Origin of the sequence: Paracoccus halophilus (assembly GCF_000763905.1) — a bacterium.
Taxonomy (GTDB): Bacteria; Pseudomonadota; Alphaproteobacteria; order Rhodobacterales; family Rhodobacteraceae; genus Paracoccus; species Paracoccus halophilus.
The window spans coordinates 1-16,854 of record NZ_JRKN01000012.1; the positions used below are offsets into that span (position 1 = coordinate 1).

At 64.9% G+C, this 16,854-nt stretch carries 18 protein-coding genes; 12 read left to right on the forward strand and 6 right to left on the reverse strand.

The features are described from left to right. Window positions 1-246: hypothetical protein (locus IT41_RS21585; protein ID WP_231564728.1), on the forward strand; the 246-nt coding region annotated here is incomplete at its 5' end. Between the two features lie 38 nt (window positions 247-284). On the opposite strand, the gene IT41_RS10125 is transcribed toward IT41_RS21585, so the two are convergent. From IT41_RS10125 to clpB, 3 genes are all read right to left on the reverse strand, one after another. Then, complete coding sequence (locus IT41_RS10125) at window positions 285-959, reverse strand: protein-methionine-sulfoxide reductase heme-binding subunit MsrQ (protein ID WP_052081393.1); 675 nt, start codon at window positions 957-959, stop codon at window positions 285-287. 10 nt (window positions 960-969) lie between these two features. Further along, entirely contained in the window at window positions 970-1,923 is a 954-nt protein-coding gene (msrP, locus tag IT41_RS10130) for a protein-methionine-sulfoxide reductase catalytic subunit MsrP (RefSeq protein ID WP_414811551.1), read from the reverse strand. Between the two features lie 93 nt (window positions 1,924-2,016). Then, entirely contained in the window at window positions 2,017-4,647 is a 2,631-nt protein-coding gene (gene clpB, locus IT41_RS10135; RefSeq protein ID WP_036740868.1) for an ATP-dependent chaperone ClpB, read from the reverse strand. 152 nt (window positions 4,648-4,799) lie between these two features. Between clpB and pyrF the strand changes: the two genes are divergently transcribed. From pyrF to pflA, 5 genes are all read left to right on the forward strand, one after another. Beyond that, window positions 4,800-5,486 (forward strand): orotidine-5'-phosphate decarboxylase, encoded by a 687-nt coding sequence (gene pyrF, locus IT41_RS10140; RefSeq protein ID WP_036740869.1) that lies wholly within the window; start codon window positions 4,800-4,802, stop codon window positions 5,484-5,486. A 41-nt stretch (window positions 5,487-5,527) separates the two neighbouring features. After that, on the forward strand, window positions 5,528-6,364 hold the full coding sequence (locus tag IT41_RS10145; RefSeq protein ID WP_036740870.1) for a hypothetical protein: 837 nt from the start codon (window positions 5,528-5,530) through the stop codon (window positions 6,362-6,364). A 111-nt stretch (window positions 6,365-6,475) separates the two neighbouring features. Further along, window positions 6,476-7,000, forward strand: coding sequence for a hypothetical protein (locus IT41_RS22180; protein ID WP_269429309.1), 525 nt, complete (start codon window positions 6,476-6,478; stop codon window positions 6,998-7,000). Between the two features lie 12 nt (window positions 7,001-7,012). Continuing rightward, the gene (gene pflB, locus IT41_RS10150) at window positions 7,013-9,034 is read left to right on the forward strand and encodes a formate C-acetyltransferase (protein WP_269429312.1); all 2,022 of its coding nucleotides are present in this window, start codon (window positions 7,013-7,015) and stop codon (window positions 9,032-9,034) included. A 32-nt stretch (window positions 9,035-9,066) separates the two neighbouring features. Beyond that, entirely contained in the window at window positions 9,067-9,906 is an 840-nt protein-coding gene (pflA, locus tag IT41_RS10160) for a pyruvate formate-lyase-activating protein (RefSeq protein WP_036740871.1), read from the forward strand. 32 nt (window positions 9,907-9,938) lie between these two features. Here pflA and hemH read toward each other — a convergent pair whose 3' ends face one another. Further along, entirely contained in the window at window positions 9,939-10,970 is a 1,032-nt protein-coding gene (hemH, locus tag IT41_RS10165) for a ferrochelatase (RefSeq protein ID WP_036740872.1), read from the reverse strand. Beyond that, entirely contained in the window at window positions 10,967-11,806 is an 840-nt protein-coding gene (locus tag IT41_RS10170) for a methyltransferase domain-containing protein (RefSeq protein WP_036740873.1), read from the reverse strand. The genes hemH and IT41_RS10170 overlap by 4 nt, the downstream gene beginning before the upstream one ends. Between IT41_RS10170 and IT41_RS10175 the strand changes: the two genes are divergently transcribed. The 4 genes from IT41_RS10175 to IT41_RS10190 are packed head-to-tail and all read left to right on the forward strand — an operon-like array spanning window position 11,805 to window position 14,219. Then, window positions 11,805-12,575: a ComF family protein gene (locus tag IT41_RS10175; protein ID WP_036740874.1), complete on the forward strand. Its 771-nt coding sequence runs from the start codon at window positions 11,805-11,807 to the stop codon at window positions 12,573-12,575. The two genes, IT41_RS10170 and IT41_RS10175, sit on opposite strands and share 2 nt — an antisense overlap. 32 nt (window positions 12,576-12,607) lie before the next feature. Continuing rightward, a complete protein-coding gene (gene grxC, locus IT41_RS10180; protein WP_036740875.1) occupies window positions 12,608-12,868 on the forward strand; it encodes a glutaredoxin 3 in 261 nt (86 codons plus the stop codon). Beyond that, a complete protein-coding gene (locus tag IT41_RS10185) occupies window positions 12,865-13,716 on the forward strand; it encodes a carbon-nitrogen hydrolase family protein (protein WP_231564729.1) in 852 nt (283 codons plus the stop codon). The genes grxC and IT41_RS10185 overlap by 4 nt, the downstream gene beginning before the upstream one ends. Further along, on the forward strand, window positions 13,713-14,219 hold the full coding sequence (locus IT41_RS10190) for a MarR family winged helix-turn-helix transcriptional regulator (RefSeq protein ID WP_052081395.1): 507 nt from the start codon (window positions 13,713-13,715) through the stop codon (window positions 14,217-14,219). Before IT41_RS10185 ends, IT41_RS10190 begins: the two co-directional genes overlap by 4 nt. 42 nt (window positions 14,220-14,261) lie before the next feature. Here IT41_RS10190 and ubiG read toward each other — a convergent pair whose 3' ends face one another. Further along, on the reverse strand, window positions 14,262-15,047 hold the full coding sequence (gene ubiG / locus IT41_RS10195) for a bifunctional 2-polyprenyl-6-hydroxyphenol methylase/3-demethylubiquinol 3-O-methyltransferase UbiG (protein WP_081967521.1): 786 nt from the start codon (window positions 15,045-15,047) through the stop codon (window positions 14,262-14,264). Window positions 15,048-15,154: 107 nt separating this feature from the next. Here ubiG and pip point away from each other — a divergent pair, with 107 nt between their 5' ends. Beyond that, window positions 15,155-16,072 (forward strand): prolyl aminopeptidase, encoded by a 918-nt coding sequence (gene pip, locus IT41_RS10200; protein ID WP_231564730.1) that lies wholly within the window; start codon window positions 15,155-15,157, stop codon window positions 16,070-16,072. 171 nt (window positions 16,073-16,243) lie between these two features. Beyond that, the gene (gene rimP / locus IT41_RS10205; protein WP_036740878.1) at window positions 16,244-16,852 is read left to right on the forward strand and encodes a ribosome maturation factor RimP; all 609 of its coding nucleotides are present in this window, start codon (window positions 16,244-16,246) and stop codon (window positions 16,850-16,852) included. Window positions 16,853-16,854: the final 2 nt, after the last annotated feature.

Genomic DNA, 16,854 nt, shown 5'->3' on the forward strand with positions numbered 1-16,854 from the left:
TATAACGACCAGACCGCCCGCATATCCCTTCAGATATCTCGCAATGTCAAAAAGCACAGAAACAAAAACAACCAAACCGCGCCAATAACAAAAGGCGCCGTCAAGCCATCCTGTCCCAGATTGTTACGAACTTCGTTGCGCCGCTGGCGCCGTTCCGTCCGTCCGTTTCAGCGTCTCGCCGTCTCGGTGAGCGGGTATTTACGGATGCTAATCGCGACCCGCAAGGGCGAATTTTCAAAAAACTGACGGAAACTTGCAAGCAACTGATATAAAATGACTTTATTTCACGAGATATCTTCGCCCTGCCCCGTCCGACCCGCCGGCCAGGGGAATCGCCCGCCGGCCAGCGCCTGTTGGATCACACGCCCAAGGCGCAGCCGGGCCAGCAAACGCTGGGCCAGGAGCAGCAGAATCACCAAGAGAATCGTCAGCGGCCATGATTCCCAGACCTTGAGCGCCCAGACCCAATGCACGGCGACGAGAATCGCCGCCGGATAGACCAGCCGGTGCAGGCGCCGCCAGTTCGCCCCCATCCGGCGGATGGAATAGCGGTTCGAGGTGACCGCCAGCGCCAGCAGCATGACAAAGCCCAGCATGCCAAAGACCAGATAGGGGCGCTTGACCACGTCCTGAACGATCTGTCGCCACAGGAACGCCATGTCGAAAACGATCCACGCGATCAGGTGGCAGCCGACATAGGTAAAGCAGATCAGCCCCAGCGCCTGGCGAAAGCGCATCAGGTTCAGCCGCGTCAACCGCAGCAGCGGCGTCACGCTGAGCGTCGCGATCAGGAAATAGATGCCGGTGCGGCCCAGCCTTTGCTGGATGTCCCGGACGGGATCGACGCCCAGATTGCCCTGCAGCGTGTCCAGCACCAGCAGGGCCAGCGGAATCAGCCCGGCCAGCCAGACGGCCCAGACCGGCAGCTGCCGCAGCCTGCGGTTCAGCGACGATACCATCCCGCCCCCATCAGTAATATTTCGCCAGATCCATGCCGGCATAAAGGCCGGCGACCTGCTCGCCATAGCCGTTGAACATCGGCGTCTCCTGCCGGCCGGACCAGAGCCCCGCGCCGACGCGCCGCTCGGTCGCCTGGGACCAGCGCGGGTGATCGACCTGCGGATTCACATTAGCGTAGAAACCGTATTCGCTCGGCTGCAGCATCTGCCAGCTGGTGGCTGGCTGCTTGTCGGTCAGCGTGATCGACACCACCGACTTGATCGACTTGAATCCGTATTTCCACGGCACCACCAGCCGGATCGGCGCGCCGTTCTGGTTGGGCAGCGCCTTGTTGTAAAGCCCGGTCGCCATGATGGTCAGCGGGTGCATCGCCTCGTCGATGCGCAGCCCCTCGCGATAGGGCCAGTCGATGATGCGGGCGCGCTGGCCGCGCATCCGTTCGGGATCGTGCAGGGTGCGGAAGGCGACATATTTCGCGCCCGGCTGCACGCCGGCCTTGTTCAGGATGCTGGCCAGCGGCACGCCCAGCCAGGGGATCACCATCGACCATGCCTCGACGCAGCGCAGGCGATAGATGCGCTCCTCAAGCGCGGCTTCGGGCGCCAGATCCTCGACCCCGTAGCTGCCGGGGCGGTCGACCAGCCCGCCGATCTCGACCGACCAGGGCGAGGTCACCATCTGGCCCGCGTGGTTCGCCGGATCGGTCTTGCCGGTGCCGAATTCGTAGAAATTGTTGTAATTGGTGATCTCTTCGAAACTGTTCGGCGTCTCATCGGTCGAAAAGCCCGAGGCCTTGCCGCTGAGCCCCAGGGCCGGGCCCGCGATCGCCGCAAGGCCCGTTGCCAGAACCGCGCGTCGGCGCAGGTAGAGGGGTTCAGGCGTGACGTCCGACCATTTCAGTTTCATGGCTGTCTCCTGTTTCAAGGCGATTCCATGATGCCATGCCCGGCGCCGCGGGCCGATGAAATTCCGCGTGAGCGCGCCGTCAGGACTGAATGCGGGGCGGCCATCGGTCGGCCGCCCCGGTTTCAAACGCCGGCTGCTGCCGGCGGACGGTCAGTGCAAGGGCGCGCGCGGCCCGCTTTCATGGTCATCGCCAAGCCGGACGCCGCTGACACGATCGCCGACGATCAGCCCTTCGGGACCGGCGCTGACCTTGACCGTCTCGCCGTCCAGCACCTCGCCCGCGAGGATCATCTCGGCCAGCGGGTTCTGCAGGCTGCGCTGGATCACACGCTTGAGCGGACGGGCGCCAAAGACCGGATCATAGCCTTCGTCGGCCAGCCATTTCAGCGCCGCATCGTCCAGATCCAGCGCAATCTTGCGCTGCGCCAGACGATTCTCCAACTGCCGCAACTGGATGCGGACGATGCCGTCCATGTTTTCCCGCGTCAGGCGGTGGAAAATGATGATCTCGTCCAGCCGGTTCAGGAATTCGGGGCGGAAATGGGCGCGCACCGCAGCCATCACCTCGCGCCGCGCGGCACTGCTGTCGGCGCCTTCGGGCAGCGCGCTCAGCGCCTGCGCCCCAAGGTTCGAGGTCAGGATGATCAGCGTCTGCTTGAAATCCACCGTCCGGCCCTGCCCGTCGGTCAACTGTCCGTCATCGAGCACCTGGAGCAGCACGTTGAAGACATCGGGATGCGCCTTTTCCACCTCGTCGAACAGGATGACCTGATAGGGGCGACGGCGCACGGCCTCGGTCAGCACGCCCCCCTCGTCATAGCCGACATAACCCGGAGGCGCGCCGATCAGCCGCGCGACCGAATGCTTTTCCATGAATTCCGACATGTCGATGCGCACCATCGCGGCATCGTCGTCGAACATGTATTCGGCGATGGCCTTGGTCAGTTCGGTCTTGCCGACACCGGTCGGACCGAGGAACAGGAAACTGCCCAGCGGCCGCTTATCGTCGTTCAGCCCGGCCCGCGCGCGGCGCACCGCGTTCGACACGGCGGTGACCGCCTCGGACTGGCCGATGACGCGCTGACCAAGCACCTCTTCCATCTTCAGCAGCTTCTCGCGCTCGCCCTCCAGCATCTTGCTGGTGGGAATGCCGGTCCAGCGCTCGACAACCTCGGCGATCTGCTCGGGACGCACGGCTTCCTCGACCAGGGGGCCGTCTTCCTCGCCCCCCTCGGCTTCCGCCAGCTGCTTTTCCAGCCCCGGGATGATGCCGTAGCTGAGCTCCCCGGCGCGGGCCAGATTGCCCTCGCGCTTGGCCTGATCCAGCTCGGCCCGGGCACGGTCAAGCTGTTCCTTGAGATTGCGCGAGCCTTCCAGCTTGTCGCGCTCGGCCTGCCAGCGAGCGGTCAGGGTCGCGGATTGTTCCTGCAGTTCGGACAGGGTCTTTTCCAGCGTTTCCAGACGATCCTTGCTGGCCGCGTCATCCTCTTTCTTCAGGGCCTCTGCCTCGATCTGCAATTGCAGGATCTGGCGGTCCAGCGCGTCCAGTTCCTCGGGTTTGCTGTCCACCTCCATCCGCAACCGGCTGGCGGCTTCGTCCATCAGGTCGATCGCCTTGTCGGGCAGGAAACGGTCGGTGATATAGCGGTGCGACAGCGTCGCCGCCGCCACCAGGGCCGCGTCGGAGATGCGCACACCGTGATGCAGCTCGTATTTTTCCTTGATCCCGCGCAGAATGCTGATCGTGTCCTCCACGGTCGGCTCCTCGACCAGCACCGGCTGGAAGCGGCGGGCAAGGGCGGCGTCCTTTTCGATATATTTGCGATATTCGTCCAGCGTGGTGGCGCCGACGCAATGCAGCTCGCCCCGGGCCAGAGCGGGCTTGATCAGGTTCGCGGCATCCATGGCGCCGTCGGTCTTGCCGGCGCCGACCAGAACGTGAAGCTCGTCGATGAACAGCACAATCTCGCCGGCCGCATCCTCGATTTCCTTGAGCACCGCCTTCAGGCGTTCCTCGAACTCGCCGCGATATTTCGCGCCGGCGATCAGCGCGCCCATATCCAGCGCCCAAAGCTGCTTGTTGCGCAGGGATTCGGGCACATCGCCATTGACGATGCGCAGGGCCAGCCCCTCGGCGATGGCGGTCTTGCCGACGCCCGGCTCGCCGATCAGGACCGGGTTGTTCTTGGTGCGGCGCGACAGCACCTGCATGGCGCGGCGGATTTCCTCATCCCGGCCGATGATCGGGTCGATCTTGCCCTGCTCGGCCGCCTCGGTCAGGTTGCGGGCATATTTCTGCAACGCCTCATAGCTGTCCTCGGCGCTGGCGGTATCGGCGGTGCGACCCTTGCGGATATCGTTGATCGCCGCGTTCAGCGCCTGGGCATTGACCTTGCCGGCGGCCAGCGCGTCGCGGGCATTGGTGTTCACGACCGCGAGCGCGGTCAGCACACGCTCGGCCGGCACGAAACTGTCGCCGGCCTTCTTGGCCAGCTTCTCGGCCTCGTCCAGAACGCGGACCATGCTGGGATCGACATAGACCTGGCCCTGCCCGCCGCTGACCTTGGGCTGTTTCGCCACCGCCTCGTCGACGGCACGGCGCACGGCCTGCGCATCGCCGCCGGCGCGCGCGATCAGATTGCTGGCAAAACCCTGATCGTCATCCATCAGCGCCTTCAGCAGATGTTCGGGCATCACGCGCTGGTTTTCCTCGCGGATCGCGATGGTCTGCGCGGATTGCAGAAAGCCACGGGACCGTTCGGTGAATTTTTCCATATCCATATGAATTTCCTTCCTGAGCCCCCGCCTTGGACCGCCCGTATCGGCACGGCCCTGTCCGGGTCATGCCTGTTAAATGGGCAGAAACAAACAGGCTTTCAAGACGGTCGCTTCGCCCCTATAAACAGGCCGTTTGTCGCAGCCCGGGGTGAAAAATGGATGACCGTCTGATCGTGGCGCTGGATGTGCCGAACGCGCTGGAAGGGCTGGAGCTGGCCGGGAAGATCGGCGATGCCGTCGGCTTCTACAAGATCGGGCTGGGCATGCTGACCGGCGGCGGTCTGGCGCTGGCCAATGAACTGAAACAGGAACATGGCAAGCGCATTTTCCTGGACATGAAATTCTTCGACATCGGCGCCACGGTCGAGGCGGCGGTGCGCGGCATCGCGGCCTATGATCTGGACTTTCTGACCGTGCATGGCGATCCGCATGTGGTCCGGGCCGCGAAACAGGGCGCCGCAGGCTCGGGGCTGAGGATCCTGGCGGTGACCATCCTGACCTCGCTCGACCGGGGCGATCTGGATGCCGGGCTGATCCGGCCGGGCGACATGGCCGAGATCGTGACCGCCCGCGCCGCCCGCGCATTCGAGGCCGGCGCCGATGGCGTCATCGCCTCCCCGCGCGAGGCGGGGCTGATCCGCGCGCTGCCCGAATCCGCCGGGCGGCTGATCGTGACCCCCGGCGTGCGCCCGGCGGGCAGCGATGCCGGCGACCAGAAACGGATCGAGACCCCGGCCACCGCCATTGCCAACGGCGCCGATCACATCGTCGTCGGCCGCCCGGTCTGGCAGGCCGCCGATCCCCGCGCCGCCGCGCAGGCCATTCTGGCGGAACTGCCCTGAAAGATTGAATTTCACACCCCCGTCACGCAGAATCCGCATGAATGGAGCGCAAGGGGGTGCAGATGGGCAATTCGGGCAATCACGGCAGGCAGGAACGCGACAACGAACTGGTCATCTCGTATCTTGAGATGCGCAAGGCCATCGGGTTCATGGGGTTTTTCATCCCCACGGCGATGCTGCTCTATGCGCTGCTGACCGGCGATCCGCTGCGCTCCAGCATCTCAAGCTATTACTATTCCCCCATGCGCGAGGTCTTTGTCGGCGGCCTGCTGGCGATCGCCGTGTTCATGTGGAGCTATCGCGGCTATCGCGAGCCGGGCCGCCTGATCACCGACCGGCTGGTGGCCCGGTGCGCGGCCGTGGCGATCACGCTGGGATCGCTGTCGCCCACCGATCCGCCCCGGGTCGAGGCCGGCCTCCAGCCCGCCGCAACAGCCGGTCCGGGGAATGGCGGGGCGCTGGAATGTCTGCTGAACAACGGCCCGACGGCGGACCATCCATCCGTCGATTACAACCTGATGCAATGCCTGCTCGGCCCGGAACTGGGGCCCAGGCTGCATATTGCCGCCGCGGCGGTCTTCCTGCTGGCGCTGGCGGTCTTTTGTCTGGTGCTGTTCGTGCGCGACGATTCCCCGCCCGAGGCGACAGCGCCGGAAAAACAGGCCGAACACCGCATCTATCGGATCTGCGGCTGGATCATCATTGCCAGCATGGCGCTGATCGCCTTTCTGTGGCTGACCGATCTGGATGTCGCGCTGGCCGCGCTGCGCCCGGTTTTCTGGCTTGAGGCGCTGGCCTGTTTCGCATTCGCGACAAGCTGGCTGATCAAGGGCCGAACCATGCGCCCGGTCGTGCGGATGATGGCGCGCAGGCTCTAGGTCGCATGAAGCCCGGAGCATAGACGGCAAACCGTCACCTCTCGCGGCGTGCCGCCTGATCGGCAGCGGATCACGATTCGCCCTGCCGGACAGGTTCCCGTTACAACCGGAATGATCTGTATCAACGACCCGGCGAAGGTCGTATGCATCCTGTCCCCCGTCAGTCGCTGCTTGCCTTTGGTTTTTGGTCAGCCGCAGCTTGCGACAGGCCCACTCGACGTGACGATGCGGCAGTTCCTGCGCGAGCCACGCATGGAGGCTCTGCGCCCGACAGCAGAGGATTACCGGAAACATAGAGGAAACAATATCATGACCGCTCATGAGATTTCTTCATTTAGCCGCCAGATCAGCCCAAGCGATCGGATCGCCTGGGAGGGGTTCCAACCGGGCGAATGGCAAAAGCGGGTCGATATCCGCGATTTCATCCAAAGAAACTATAGCCCCTATGAAGGCGACGGATCCTTTCTTGCCGGGCCGACCGAGCGAACGAAAAAGATCTGGCAGAAGGTGCTCGATCTCTACGAGGAGGAGCGGAAGAAAGGCGTCCTCGACGTGGACCCTGCGGTCGCCTCGTCCGTCACCGCTTTCGGCCCGGGCTATATCGACAAGGAAAACGAGCGGATCGTCGGCCTCTAGACCGATGCGCCGCTGAAGCGCGCGGCATTTCCGAATGGCGGCATACGCATGGTCGAGGCTTCGCTGGAAGCCTATGGCTACGAGCCCGACAAGGAGTTGCACCGCATCTTCTCGATCTATCGCAAGGACCATAACGAGGGCGTCTTCGACGCCTATACGCCCGAGATCCGCGCCGCCCGGCGCGTCGGCGTGGTGACGGGATTGCCCGATGCCTATGGCCGCGGACGGATCATCGGCGATTACCGCCGGGTCGCGCTCTATGGCGTCGACCGGCTGATCGAAGACAAGCAGAGCCAGCAGAAATCGCTGGAAGTCGATGTGATGGACGAAAATGTCATCCGCTTGCGCGAGGAACTGTCCGAGCAGATCAAGGCCCTGAAATCGCTCAAGGAAATGGCGCTGAGTTATGGTTACGACATTTCCCTGCCGGCCACCGACACGCAAGAGGCGATCCAGTGGCTGTATTTCGCCTATCTCGGGGCGATCAAGGATCAGAACGGCGCGGCGATGTCTGTCGGCCGGGTCTCGACCTTCCTCGATATCTATATCGAACGCGATGTCGCGGCGGGAAAGATCAGCGAAGAGGAAATTCAGGAACTGATCGACGATTTCGTCATCAAGCTGCGGATCGTGCGTTTCCTGCGGACGCCGGATTACAATTCGCTGTTCACCGGCGATCCGGTCTGGGCGACGGAATGCATCGGCGGCATGGGCGAGGATGGCCGGACGCTGGTCACCAAGAGCAGCTTTCGCATGTTGCATACGCTTTACAACCTTGGCCCTGCGCCCGAGCCGAACCTGACGGTCCTCTGGTCGCGGGATCTGCCGGCCGCCTTCAAGGAATTCGCGGCCAAGGTGTCGATCGACACCAGCTCGATCCAGTACGAAAGCGATGAGATCATGCGCCCGATGTGGGGCGACGATTACGCAATCGCCTGCTGCGTATCGGCCATGCGGCTGGGCAAGCAGATGCAGTTCTTTGGCGCGAGGGTGAACATGGCCAAGGCGCTGCTTTATGCGATCAATGGCGGCAAGGACGAGATGACCGGCGATCAGGTCGGGCCCGCCCATGAACCGGTCACGACGGAGATCCTCGACTATGACGACGTTGCCGGGAAATACGACCATTTCCTGTCCTGGCTGGCCAAGGTCTATGTCCAGGCGCTGAACATCATCCATTTCATGCATGACAAGTACAATTACGAGCGGCTTGAAATGGCGCTGCATGACCGCGATGTCTATCGCACCATGGCATGCGGCATTGCCGGGCTTTCCGTCGCCGCCGATTCGCTCTCGGCGATCAGATATGCGAGCGTCAAGGTGATCCGGAACGATGACGGGCTGGCCGTCGATTACGAGATCACCGGCGATTTTCCGAAATTCGGCAATAATGACAGCCGGGTGGACGATATTGCCGTCGGTCTTGTCAAAAGCTTCATGGACAAGGTCCGCGCGAACCAGACCTATCGCGATGCGGTGCACACCCAATCCGTGCTGACGATCACGTCGAACGTCGTTTACGGCAAGAAGACCGGCGCGACCCCGGACGGGCGGAAGGCGGGCGAGCCCTTTGCGCCGGGCGCCAATCCGATGCACGGGCGGGACACCCATGGCGCGATTGCCGCGGCTGCCTCGGTTGCCAAGCTGCCATATGAACATGCGCAGGACGGAATTTCCTATACCTTCTCGATCGTGCCGAAGGCGCTTGGCCGCACGGACAGCGATCAGATCGGCAACCTGCTGACCATCCTGGACGCATATACCCAGTATCGGGGCCATCATATCAACATCAACGTCTTCGACCGCGAGACCCTGATCGATGCCATGGATCACCCCGAAAAATATCCGCAGCTGACCGTCCGGGTGTCTGGCTATGCGGTCAATTTCATCAAGCTTACCCGCGAGCAGCAGCAGGAGGTCATCGCCCGGACATTCCACGAATCCGTGGGCGCGCAGGAACAGAGCCTTGCCACGCACGAGGCCGAGATCGGCCGCAGCGACACGGAAAGCGCAGAGCCAGAACCGGTCGCCTGAGCCGGCACGCCCGCAACGGAGGATGCCGAGCCATGAAGGGAAGTTTTGTCGCAGCGCGTTCGCTCAAGGGCAGCCGCTACGCGCTGCGCGTCGATCAGGGCGAATCCGAGGCCGCAGTAGCGGTTTCCAGGACCGGAAATGACGGCCATTCGGGCTATATTCATTCCTATGAGACGGGCGGAACGCTGGATGGTCCCGGCATACGCTTCGTGACCTTCCTGACCGGATGCCATTTCCGTTGCCAGTATTGTCACAACCCGGATACCTGGCATCTCAAGAACGGACGCCACGTTACCGTCGATGAAGTGATGGCGGAAATCGAACCCTATGCGGAATTTCTGCGCGATTTTCATAGCGGCGTGACGTTCAGCGGCGGCGAGGCACTGGTTCAGGACAGGTTCCTCGGCCGCCTGCTGCGCCGCTGCAAGGAACGCGGTCTGCATACCGCCGTCGATACCAACGGTTATCTTGGCGACAAGGTGACGCCCGCGATGATGGCGGATGTCGACCTGTGGCTGCTGGATATCAAGTCATTCGATCCGGACATCCATCGCGAGGTCACCGGCGCCGAGGTCGGGCCGGTGCTGGATTTCGCCCGCCGCCTTTCCGACGAGCGCCGCCAGATGTGGGTGCGCTTCGTGCTGGTGCCGGGGCTGACCGATGAGGTCGGCAATGTCGACCGGCTTGCGGAATTTGTCGCTTCGCTGCGCAAGGTCGAGCGGGTCGAGATTCTGCCCTTTCACAAGATGGGAGAGTTCAAATGGGCCGAGCTGGGCCTGGAATACAAGCTGACCCATACGCGCCCCCCGGACAAGAAACTGCTGGCGCGCGTCCATCGCCAATTCGCTGATCGAGGTTTGAATGTCGTATGAGGCGCCGCGGCCTGCGCGGCGCCGCATCCGGCTCATACCCAGCCGGCCAGGTTTTCGCGGATGATCGCGGTCAGCACCTCGATATGGTCGGGTTCGGCGTTCAGGCAGGGGATATAGGTGAACTCGCGCCCGCCCGCATGCTCGAAAGCCTCGCGGATCTCGCCCTGGATTTCCTCCAGCGTCTCGATGCAATCGGCCGAAAAGGCGGGCGAGATCACGGCGATCTCGGTCACGCCCCGTTTCGCCAGTTCGGCCACATGCTCGACCGTATAGGGGCGCAGCCATTCCTCGGTCCCGAAAACCGACTGGAATGTGGTATCGATCGCCCCCTCGTCCCAGCCCAGCCGTTCCCGCAACAGGCGCGAGGTCTTGTGGCACTGGCAATGATAGGGATCGCCCTCCATCAGATAACGCTTCGGCATCCCGTGATAGCTGGCGATCAGCTTTTTCGGCCGACGCCCGGCCAGGGCGCGCTGAACCGAGGCCGCCAGCGCCGCGATGTAATCCGGCCGGTCGAAATAGGGCGGCACGGTGCGCGAGGCAGGCTGCCATTTCTGCGCCATCAGCGCGCGAAAGAACTGGTCGTTCGCGGTGGCCATGGTCGCGCCGGCATATTGCGGATAAAGCGGAAAGAACAGGATGCGGTCGCAGCCCGCCTCGACCATGCGGCTGACAACATCGGGGGTCGAGGGATTGCCGTAGCGCATGCAGTAATCGACCATGACCCGGTCGCCCCACAGCGCCCGGGCGCGGTCCCGCAGCGCCGCCACCTGTTCCTTGGTGATGGTCATCAGCGGCGATTCATCGGCCTCCTCGTTCCAGATCGTCCGGTAATTCGCGCCCGAGGTGAAGGGCCGCTTGGTCAGGATGATCGTCTGCAGAAGCGGCTGCCATTTCCAGGCCGGATAATCGATCACCCGCCTGTCGGACAGGAATTCGTTCAGATAGCGCCGCATCGACCAGTAATCGGTCGCGTCGGGCGTGCCCAGATTGGCGATCAGGACGCCGATACGGCGGCTGGCGATCTCGGGATGGCTGGCGGGGGCGTGCTCGGGGCGGGTCATTCGGGCTTTCTCATGCGGCTGAGGGCTTCGGCGAGCGGGGTTTTCGCCGAGCCGGGGCGAAGCGGTTTCTGCTGACTGTCGTCGGGCGCCCATCCGGTCAGGAACACCAGATCGAAAGTGGCCCGGATGCGGTCGGGGTTCTGCGGGTCGGGATGGTTTTCGGCATAGATCCGCGCCGCGCGCAACATGACATCGCGTCGCGTCGGGCGGCGCAGGCGGGCGGCAAGCGCATTGCCCTCGGCCATGCCGCGCAGATCCGCCGCCAGGTGAAAGAGGTTTCGATAGCTGACCATCTGGGTGATCTGATCGGCGACCGGCAGGGCCAGCCCGGCCCGGCCCGGCAGCGCGCCCAGATCGCGGATCTCGCCCATCGGCAGGACGCGCGGGGACAGGCCACCGGTGACCTCGGCCTCGGCGCGGGTCAGCGAATCGCGCAGCTCGTGCAGGCTGCGTCCGCCGGGACAGGCGGCGATGAACAGGCCGTCGGGCCGCAGCGCGCGGGCGCATTGCACGATCTGGCCGACCGGATCCTCGGCCCAGTGCAGCGCCATGGCGTGGATCACCAGATCATGCGCGCCGGCTTGCAGCGCCAGTTCAGGCGTGTCCGCGACGACCTTTGCTCCCGGCACGGCGCCGGCCCAGAAACCCGGCATGCCGGTCACGATGGCCGGGTCGATAAACCGTCTGTTAACCTCGGTCAGCCTATCCTGGACCTCGTCGAGGATGATTCGATGCAGGAAATTGACCGGGCCGAGGCGCACGGACCGGGCACGGTTACGGATCAGGGCGCAGCGGTCGGTCAGGCTGGGAACAGACGTGGAGCGGTCAGGCATCATGGGGGCGCAACATAGGGGGCTTCGCGCCCTGATTAAAGGCGCATTGCGGCTTGTTTACCCGCCGCAATGCCTTTGCTGCGGCGAGCCGGTCGCCGGCGAAGGCGGGCTCTGCCCCGGCTGCTGGCGCGAGGCCGATTTCATCGAGGGTATCTCATGCTCGCGCTGCGGCACCCCCTTGCCGGGCGACGAGGACAGCGAGGACCAGGACGAGGCGGCGGGGCTGCTGGTCTGCGACGACTGCCTGGGCATGCAGCGGCCCTGGCTGCGCGGGCGCGCGGCGCTGACCTATCGCGGAACCGGGCGCAGGCTTGTCCTGATGCTCAAGCATGGCGACCGGCCGGATCTGGCGCCAGCGCTCGGCGACTGGCTGGCGCGGGCCGCCGGGCCGCTGATCCGGCGCGACATGATCGTGGTGCCGGTGCCGGTTCATATGCGGCGACGGCTGTCGCGGAAATACAACCAGGCCGAGTTGCTGTCGCGGCATCTGGCGCGGGTGCATGGGCTGGCCCATGCCCCGGGGCTGCTGCAGCGCAGGCGCAATACGCCGATGCAGGATCATGGCAAGGTCGCGGATCGCTTTGCCAATCTTGACGATGCGATCCGCGTTCCCGCACGCATGCGCCCGCGCGTGCAGGGGCGCGCGCTGCTGCTGGTCGATGACGTGATGGCCTCGGGGGCGACGCTTGCGGCATCGGCGCAGGCGCTGCGCGATGCCGGGGCCGGGCCGATTTCCGTCGTGGTGCTGGCACGCGCCGTCAAGGATGCCTAGATATGGGGTAAGTCACCAATCCGGGACCAAAGATGGCCAGAGTCGAAATCTACACCACCCCCACCTGCCCTTACTGCCTGGCGGCGAAATCGCTGCTGACACGCAAGGGCGTCTCGTTCGAGGAAACCGATGTCAGCCGCGATCCGCAGATCCGCATCGCGATGACCGAACGCGCGGGCGGCCGCCGCAGCGTGCCGCAGATCTTCATCGACGGACAGCATATCGGCGGCAGTGACGAGCTGCACGCCCTGGAACATGAGGGCAAGCTGGACGGGCTGCTGGCCGCGGCATGAGCCGGCCGATCCGGGCCGGGCTGGTCCAGTTGAACGTCTCGGACGATCCGCGGCTGAACCTGCCCGTCACCCGCGATCTGATCCGGCAGGCCGCCGCCGGCGGCGCCGGCTGGGTGCTGACCCCCGAGGTCACGAACCTGCTGGGCGCCAGCCGCGAATCGCTGGCCCGTCTTCTGCATCCCGAAGCCGGGGACCCGACCCTTGCCGCGCTGCGCGCCGATGCGCGCGAGCTTCGCATATGGCTGCTGATCGGCTCGCTGGCGCTGAAAACCGGCGAGCCCGATGAAACCCGCTTTGCCAATCGCAGCTTTCTGATCGCGCCCGATGGCGCCATTCGCGCGCGTTATGACAAGCTGCACATGTTCGACGTGACCGTGTCCGAAACCGAATCCTACCGCGAATCGGCCGCCTATCGCGCCGGTGACCGCGCCGTTCTGGCGCAGGGACCCTGGCCGGTCGGCCTGACGGTCTGCTACGACATCCGCTTTCCACGGCTTTACCGCGCGCTCGCCCAGGCCGGGGCGCAGGTGCTGACCGTGCCCGCCGCCTTCAACGACACCACCGGCGCCGCGCATTGGGAGGTGTTGCTGCGCGCCCGCGCCATCGAGACGGGCAGCTATGTCCTGGCGCCCGCGCAATGTGGGCTGCATGCCACCCATGCCGATCCCGGGCGCCGCCCGCGCCGCAGCCACGGCCATTCGCTGGCCGTCGATCCCTGGGGGCAGGTCCTGGGCGATGGCGGCACCGATCCCGGGGTGACTTTTGTCGAGCTTGACCCCGAAGCCGTTGTCAGGGCACGGTCGCGCATTCCTTCTTTGACACATGACCGGGAATTCACGGGCCCATGACGACCAAGCTGGACGACAGTCTGCGGATAGCCGAAGGTTCGGCCGACGCCCTGGCCGCGAGCCTGTTTTCCGAGGTGTTCATCTCGGACCAGCTGGCGCGCGACCTGATCGGCAAGTCACTGCCGAAGGGGATGCAGATTTCGCATTTCTCGGTGCTGAACCTGCTTGCGCATCTGAATGTCGAGCGCAGCCCGGCCGAGCTGGCCGAGGCGTTTCATGTCACGCGCGGGGCAATGACCAATACCCTGTCGCGGCTGGAATGGGCCGGGCATATCCATGTCCGCCCGGATTGGGACGATGCGCGGCGCAAGTTCATCTCGATCAGCCCGGCGGGCCGGGCGGCGCGGGATGCGGCGCTGGCTGCCTTCATGCCGCGGATCGCCGATGTGGTGCGCGATATCGGGGCGGACCGGGTGCGCGCCGCGCTGCCGGTCCTGCGCCTGCTTCGCAAGCAGCTGGAAGAGGCCCGGGGGCAGGACAGCCGTGGGACGGGCGGGCGCTGAAGGCGTGGCCGGCCGCCCGTTGCGCGGCCGGCATGGATATTTTCATGAAGAAGAAGGGGATGCCGTTCCGCGCAGGGCGGTCAGCAGATAGTTCACCGACAGGTCGCGATCCGAAAGCGACCAGTTCCAGCCGAGCGGGTTGAAGACCATGCCGCGACGATCGACCACCCGCAACCCGGCGTCATGCGTCATCCGCGCCAATTCGTCCGGCGTGATGAAGCGGCGCCAGTCATGCGTGCCCCTGGGCAACCAGCGCATCACCCATTCGGCGCCGATGATCGCCGTCGCGAAGCTTTTCGCGGTGCGGTTCAGGGTCGAGACGATCAGCATCCCCTCGGGCGCCAGAAGATCGCGGCAGGTGGCGATGAATGCCTGCGGGTCGGCGACATGCTCGACGATTTCCAGCGCCATCACCACGTCGAAACGGCGCCCTTCGGCGGCCAGCGCCTCGGCTGTGGTGGTTCGGTATTCTATGGCCAGCCCCTGTTCGGCGGCATGAAGCGCGGCGATGGCGATATTGCCCTCGGCCGCATCGGCGCCGGTGACCGAGGCGCCCAGGCGCGCCATCGGCTCGGCCATCAGCCCGCCGCCGCAGCCGATATCCAGGATATCGAGCCCGGCGAAGGGGGCGGCCTCGGCCCGGTCGCGTCCGAATTGCCCGGCGATCTGCGCCGTCACATAGTCCAGCCGGGTCGGATTGAGCATGTGCAACGGCTTGAACTTGCCCGAGGGATCCCACCATTCCTGGGCCATGGCCTGAAACTTGGCGACCTCGGCCGGATCGATGCTGTTCGGCGCCATGGCTTGCGGATCTGGCGTTTCGATCATCGGAAGGTCCTTCTATGGCGAGCGGATGCAAGCCGTTATATAATGGGGTCATGGACAGATTGGCAGGGCAAATAGGCGGCACGGCGTCGCATGGCAGGCTGCACCCGATGGGTGAGCCATTCGACCGGCGGATCATCGAGGTCGGCGACGGCCACCAGATCCATGTCGAGCAGAGCGGCAACCCGGACGGTGTCCCCGTCATCGTCCTGCATGGCGGCCCGGGCGGCGGCTGCAGCCCCTATATGCGCCGCTTCTTCGATCCCGCCCATTACCGGGCCATCCTGTTCGACCAGCGTGGCTGCGGCCGTTCGCGCCCCCATGCCAGCGTCGAGGCCAATACCACCGCGCATCTGGTCGCCGATATCGAGATCCTGCGCCACCAGCTGGGCGTCGGGCGGGCCATCCTGTTCGGCGGCAGCTGGGGCGCCACGCTGGCGCTGACCTATGCCCAGACCCATCCCGAGGTGCCGATGGCGCTGGTCCTGCGCGGCATCTTTCTGGGCAGCCGGGCCGAGCTGGACTGGTTCTATGGCGGCGGCGCGGCGCGATTCTTTCCCGACCGCTGGGCCGAGTTCCAGGCCCCGATCCCCGAGGCCGAGCGCGGCGACATGATCGCCGCCTATCACCGCCGCCTGTTCGGCGGCGAGCAGGGGCAGGAGATGCGCTACGCGCTGCCCTGGCTGATCTGGGAAAACGCCCTGGCCGGGCTGGAGATCGCGGCCGCCGGCCACGCGCCGCCCGCCTATGCCCGTGCCTTCGCGCGGCTGGAAAACCATTACTTCGCCAATAACTGCTTCCTCGAGGATGGCCAGCTGCTGCGCGACCGCCACCGGATCGAGCATATTCCCGCCGTGATCGTTCAGGGCCGCTATGACATGGTCTGCCCGCCCGGCTCGGCATGGCAACTGGCCGCGGGCTGGGACAAGGCCGATCTGCGGCTGGTGCCGGCCTCGGGCCATGCGCTGAGCGAGCCGCGAATCGCGACCGAGCTGGTCCGGGCGATGGATGGCCTCAGGGCCTCGTGAAGCCGCCCGGCCCGCCCTGGCGGGCACAATGCGCCCCGGCATCACAGAAGGCTTGCAATCCGTGACGGACGGGCCTATATCGCGCTCAACAGCGGCGCAGGCCTCCACAACCTGCCCACCGGGAAGACGCACGGGCCGCCACGGCCCGTTTTTTGCATTTGGGATAGCGACATGACCGACCTCATCGCCAAGACCGCCATCGACCGGCGTCTGGCCGAGATCATCGGCCCGGTGATCGAGGATCTGGGATTCGAACTGGTGCGCGTCCGTCTGCAGGGCGGCAAGACCGCGACCCTGCAGATCATGGCCGACCGGCCCGAGGGCGGGATCAATGTCGATGACTGCGCCGATATCTCGACCGCGGTCAGCGCGGTTCTGGATGTCGAGGACCCGGTCGAGGACGCCTATCACCTGGAAGTCAGCAGCCCCGGCATCGACCGGCCGCTGACCCGGATCAAGGATTTCGCGACCTTCGAGGGCTATGAGGCGCGGCTGGAAACCAACCAGCCCATCGACGGGCGCAAGCGCTTCAAGGGCGTTCTGGCCGGCACTGAGGGCGACGAGGTGCTGCTGAACATCGAGGATGCCGGCGAGGTGCAGACCATCGGGCTGAATTTCGACTGGCTCTCTGACGCGAAGCTGGTCCTGACCAATGAGCTGATCGCCGAGATGCTTCGGCAGAAAAAGGACGCGGGCGTGCAGATCGAGAATCTCGACGAATCCGCCTTTGACGAGATCGAAACGGAATCCGGCGAAACGAACGCCGACGCGAAGGAGTGAGG

Excerpts from the sequence above, each read along its gene's own strand:
- ubiG (WP_081967521.1), bottom strand. The coding sequence starts at position 15,047 with ATGATCGAAACGCCAGATCCGCAAGCCATGGCGCCGAACAGCATCGAT.
- IT41_RS10170 (WP_036740873.1), bottom strand. The coding sequence starts at position 11,806 with ATGATGCCTGACCGCTCCACGTCTGTTCCCAGCCTGACCGACCGCTGC.
- clpB (WP_036740868.1), bottom strand. The coding sequence starts at position 4,647 with ATGGATATGGAAAAATTCACCGAACGGTCCCGTGGCTTTCTGCAATCC.
- grxC (WP_036740875.1), top strand. The coding sequence starts at position 12,608 with ATGGCCAGAGTCGAAATCTACACCACCCCCACCTGCCCTTACTGCCTG.
- rimP (WP_036740878.1), top strand. The coding sequence starts at position 16,244 with ATGACCGACCTCATCGCCAAGACCGCCATCGACCGGCGTCTGGCCGAG.
- pflA (WP_036740871.1), top strand. The coding sequence starts at position 9,067 with ATGAAGGGAAGTTTTGTCGCAGCGCGTTCGCTCAAGGGCAGCCGCTAC.
- IT41_RS10175 (WP_036740874.1), top strand. The coding sequence starts at position 11,805 with ATGGGGGCGCAACATAGGGGGCTTCGCGCCCTGATTAAAGGCGCATTG.
- IT41_RS10125 (WP_052081393.1), bottom strand. The coding sequence starts at position 959 with ATGGTATCGTCGCTGAACCGCAGGCTGCGGCAGCTGCCGGTCTGGGCC.
- IT41_RS10185 (WP_231564729.1), top strand. The coding sequence starts at position 12,865 with ATGAGCCGGCCGATCCGGGCCGGGCTGGTCCAGTTGAACGTCTCGGAC.
- hemH (WP_036740872.1), bottom strand. The coding sequence starts at position 10,970 with ATGACCCGCCCCGAGCACGCCCCCGCCAGCCATCCCGAGATCGCCAGC.
- pip (WP_231564730.1), top strand. The coding sequence starts at position 15,155 with ATGGGTGAGCCATTCGACCGGCGGATCATCGAGGTCGGCGACGGCCAC.
- IT41_RS22180 (WP_269429309.1), top strand. The coding sequence starts at position 6,476 with ATGATCTGTATCAACGACCCGGCGAAGGTCGTATGCATCCTGTCCCCC.
- pyrF (WP_036740869.1), top strand. The coding sequence starts at position 4,800 with ATGGATGACCGTCTGATCGTGGCGCTGGATGTGCCGAACGCGCTGGAA.
- IT41_RS10190 (WP_052081395.1), top strand. The coding sequence starts at position 13,713 with ATGACGACCAAGCTGGACGACAGTCTGCGGATAGCCGAAGGTTCGGCC.
- IT41_RS10145 (WP_036740870.1), top strand. The coding sequence starts at position 5,528 with ATGGAGCGCAAGGGGGTGCAGATGGGCAATTCGGGCAATCACGGCAGG.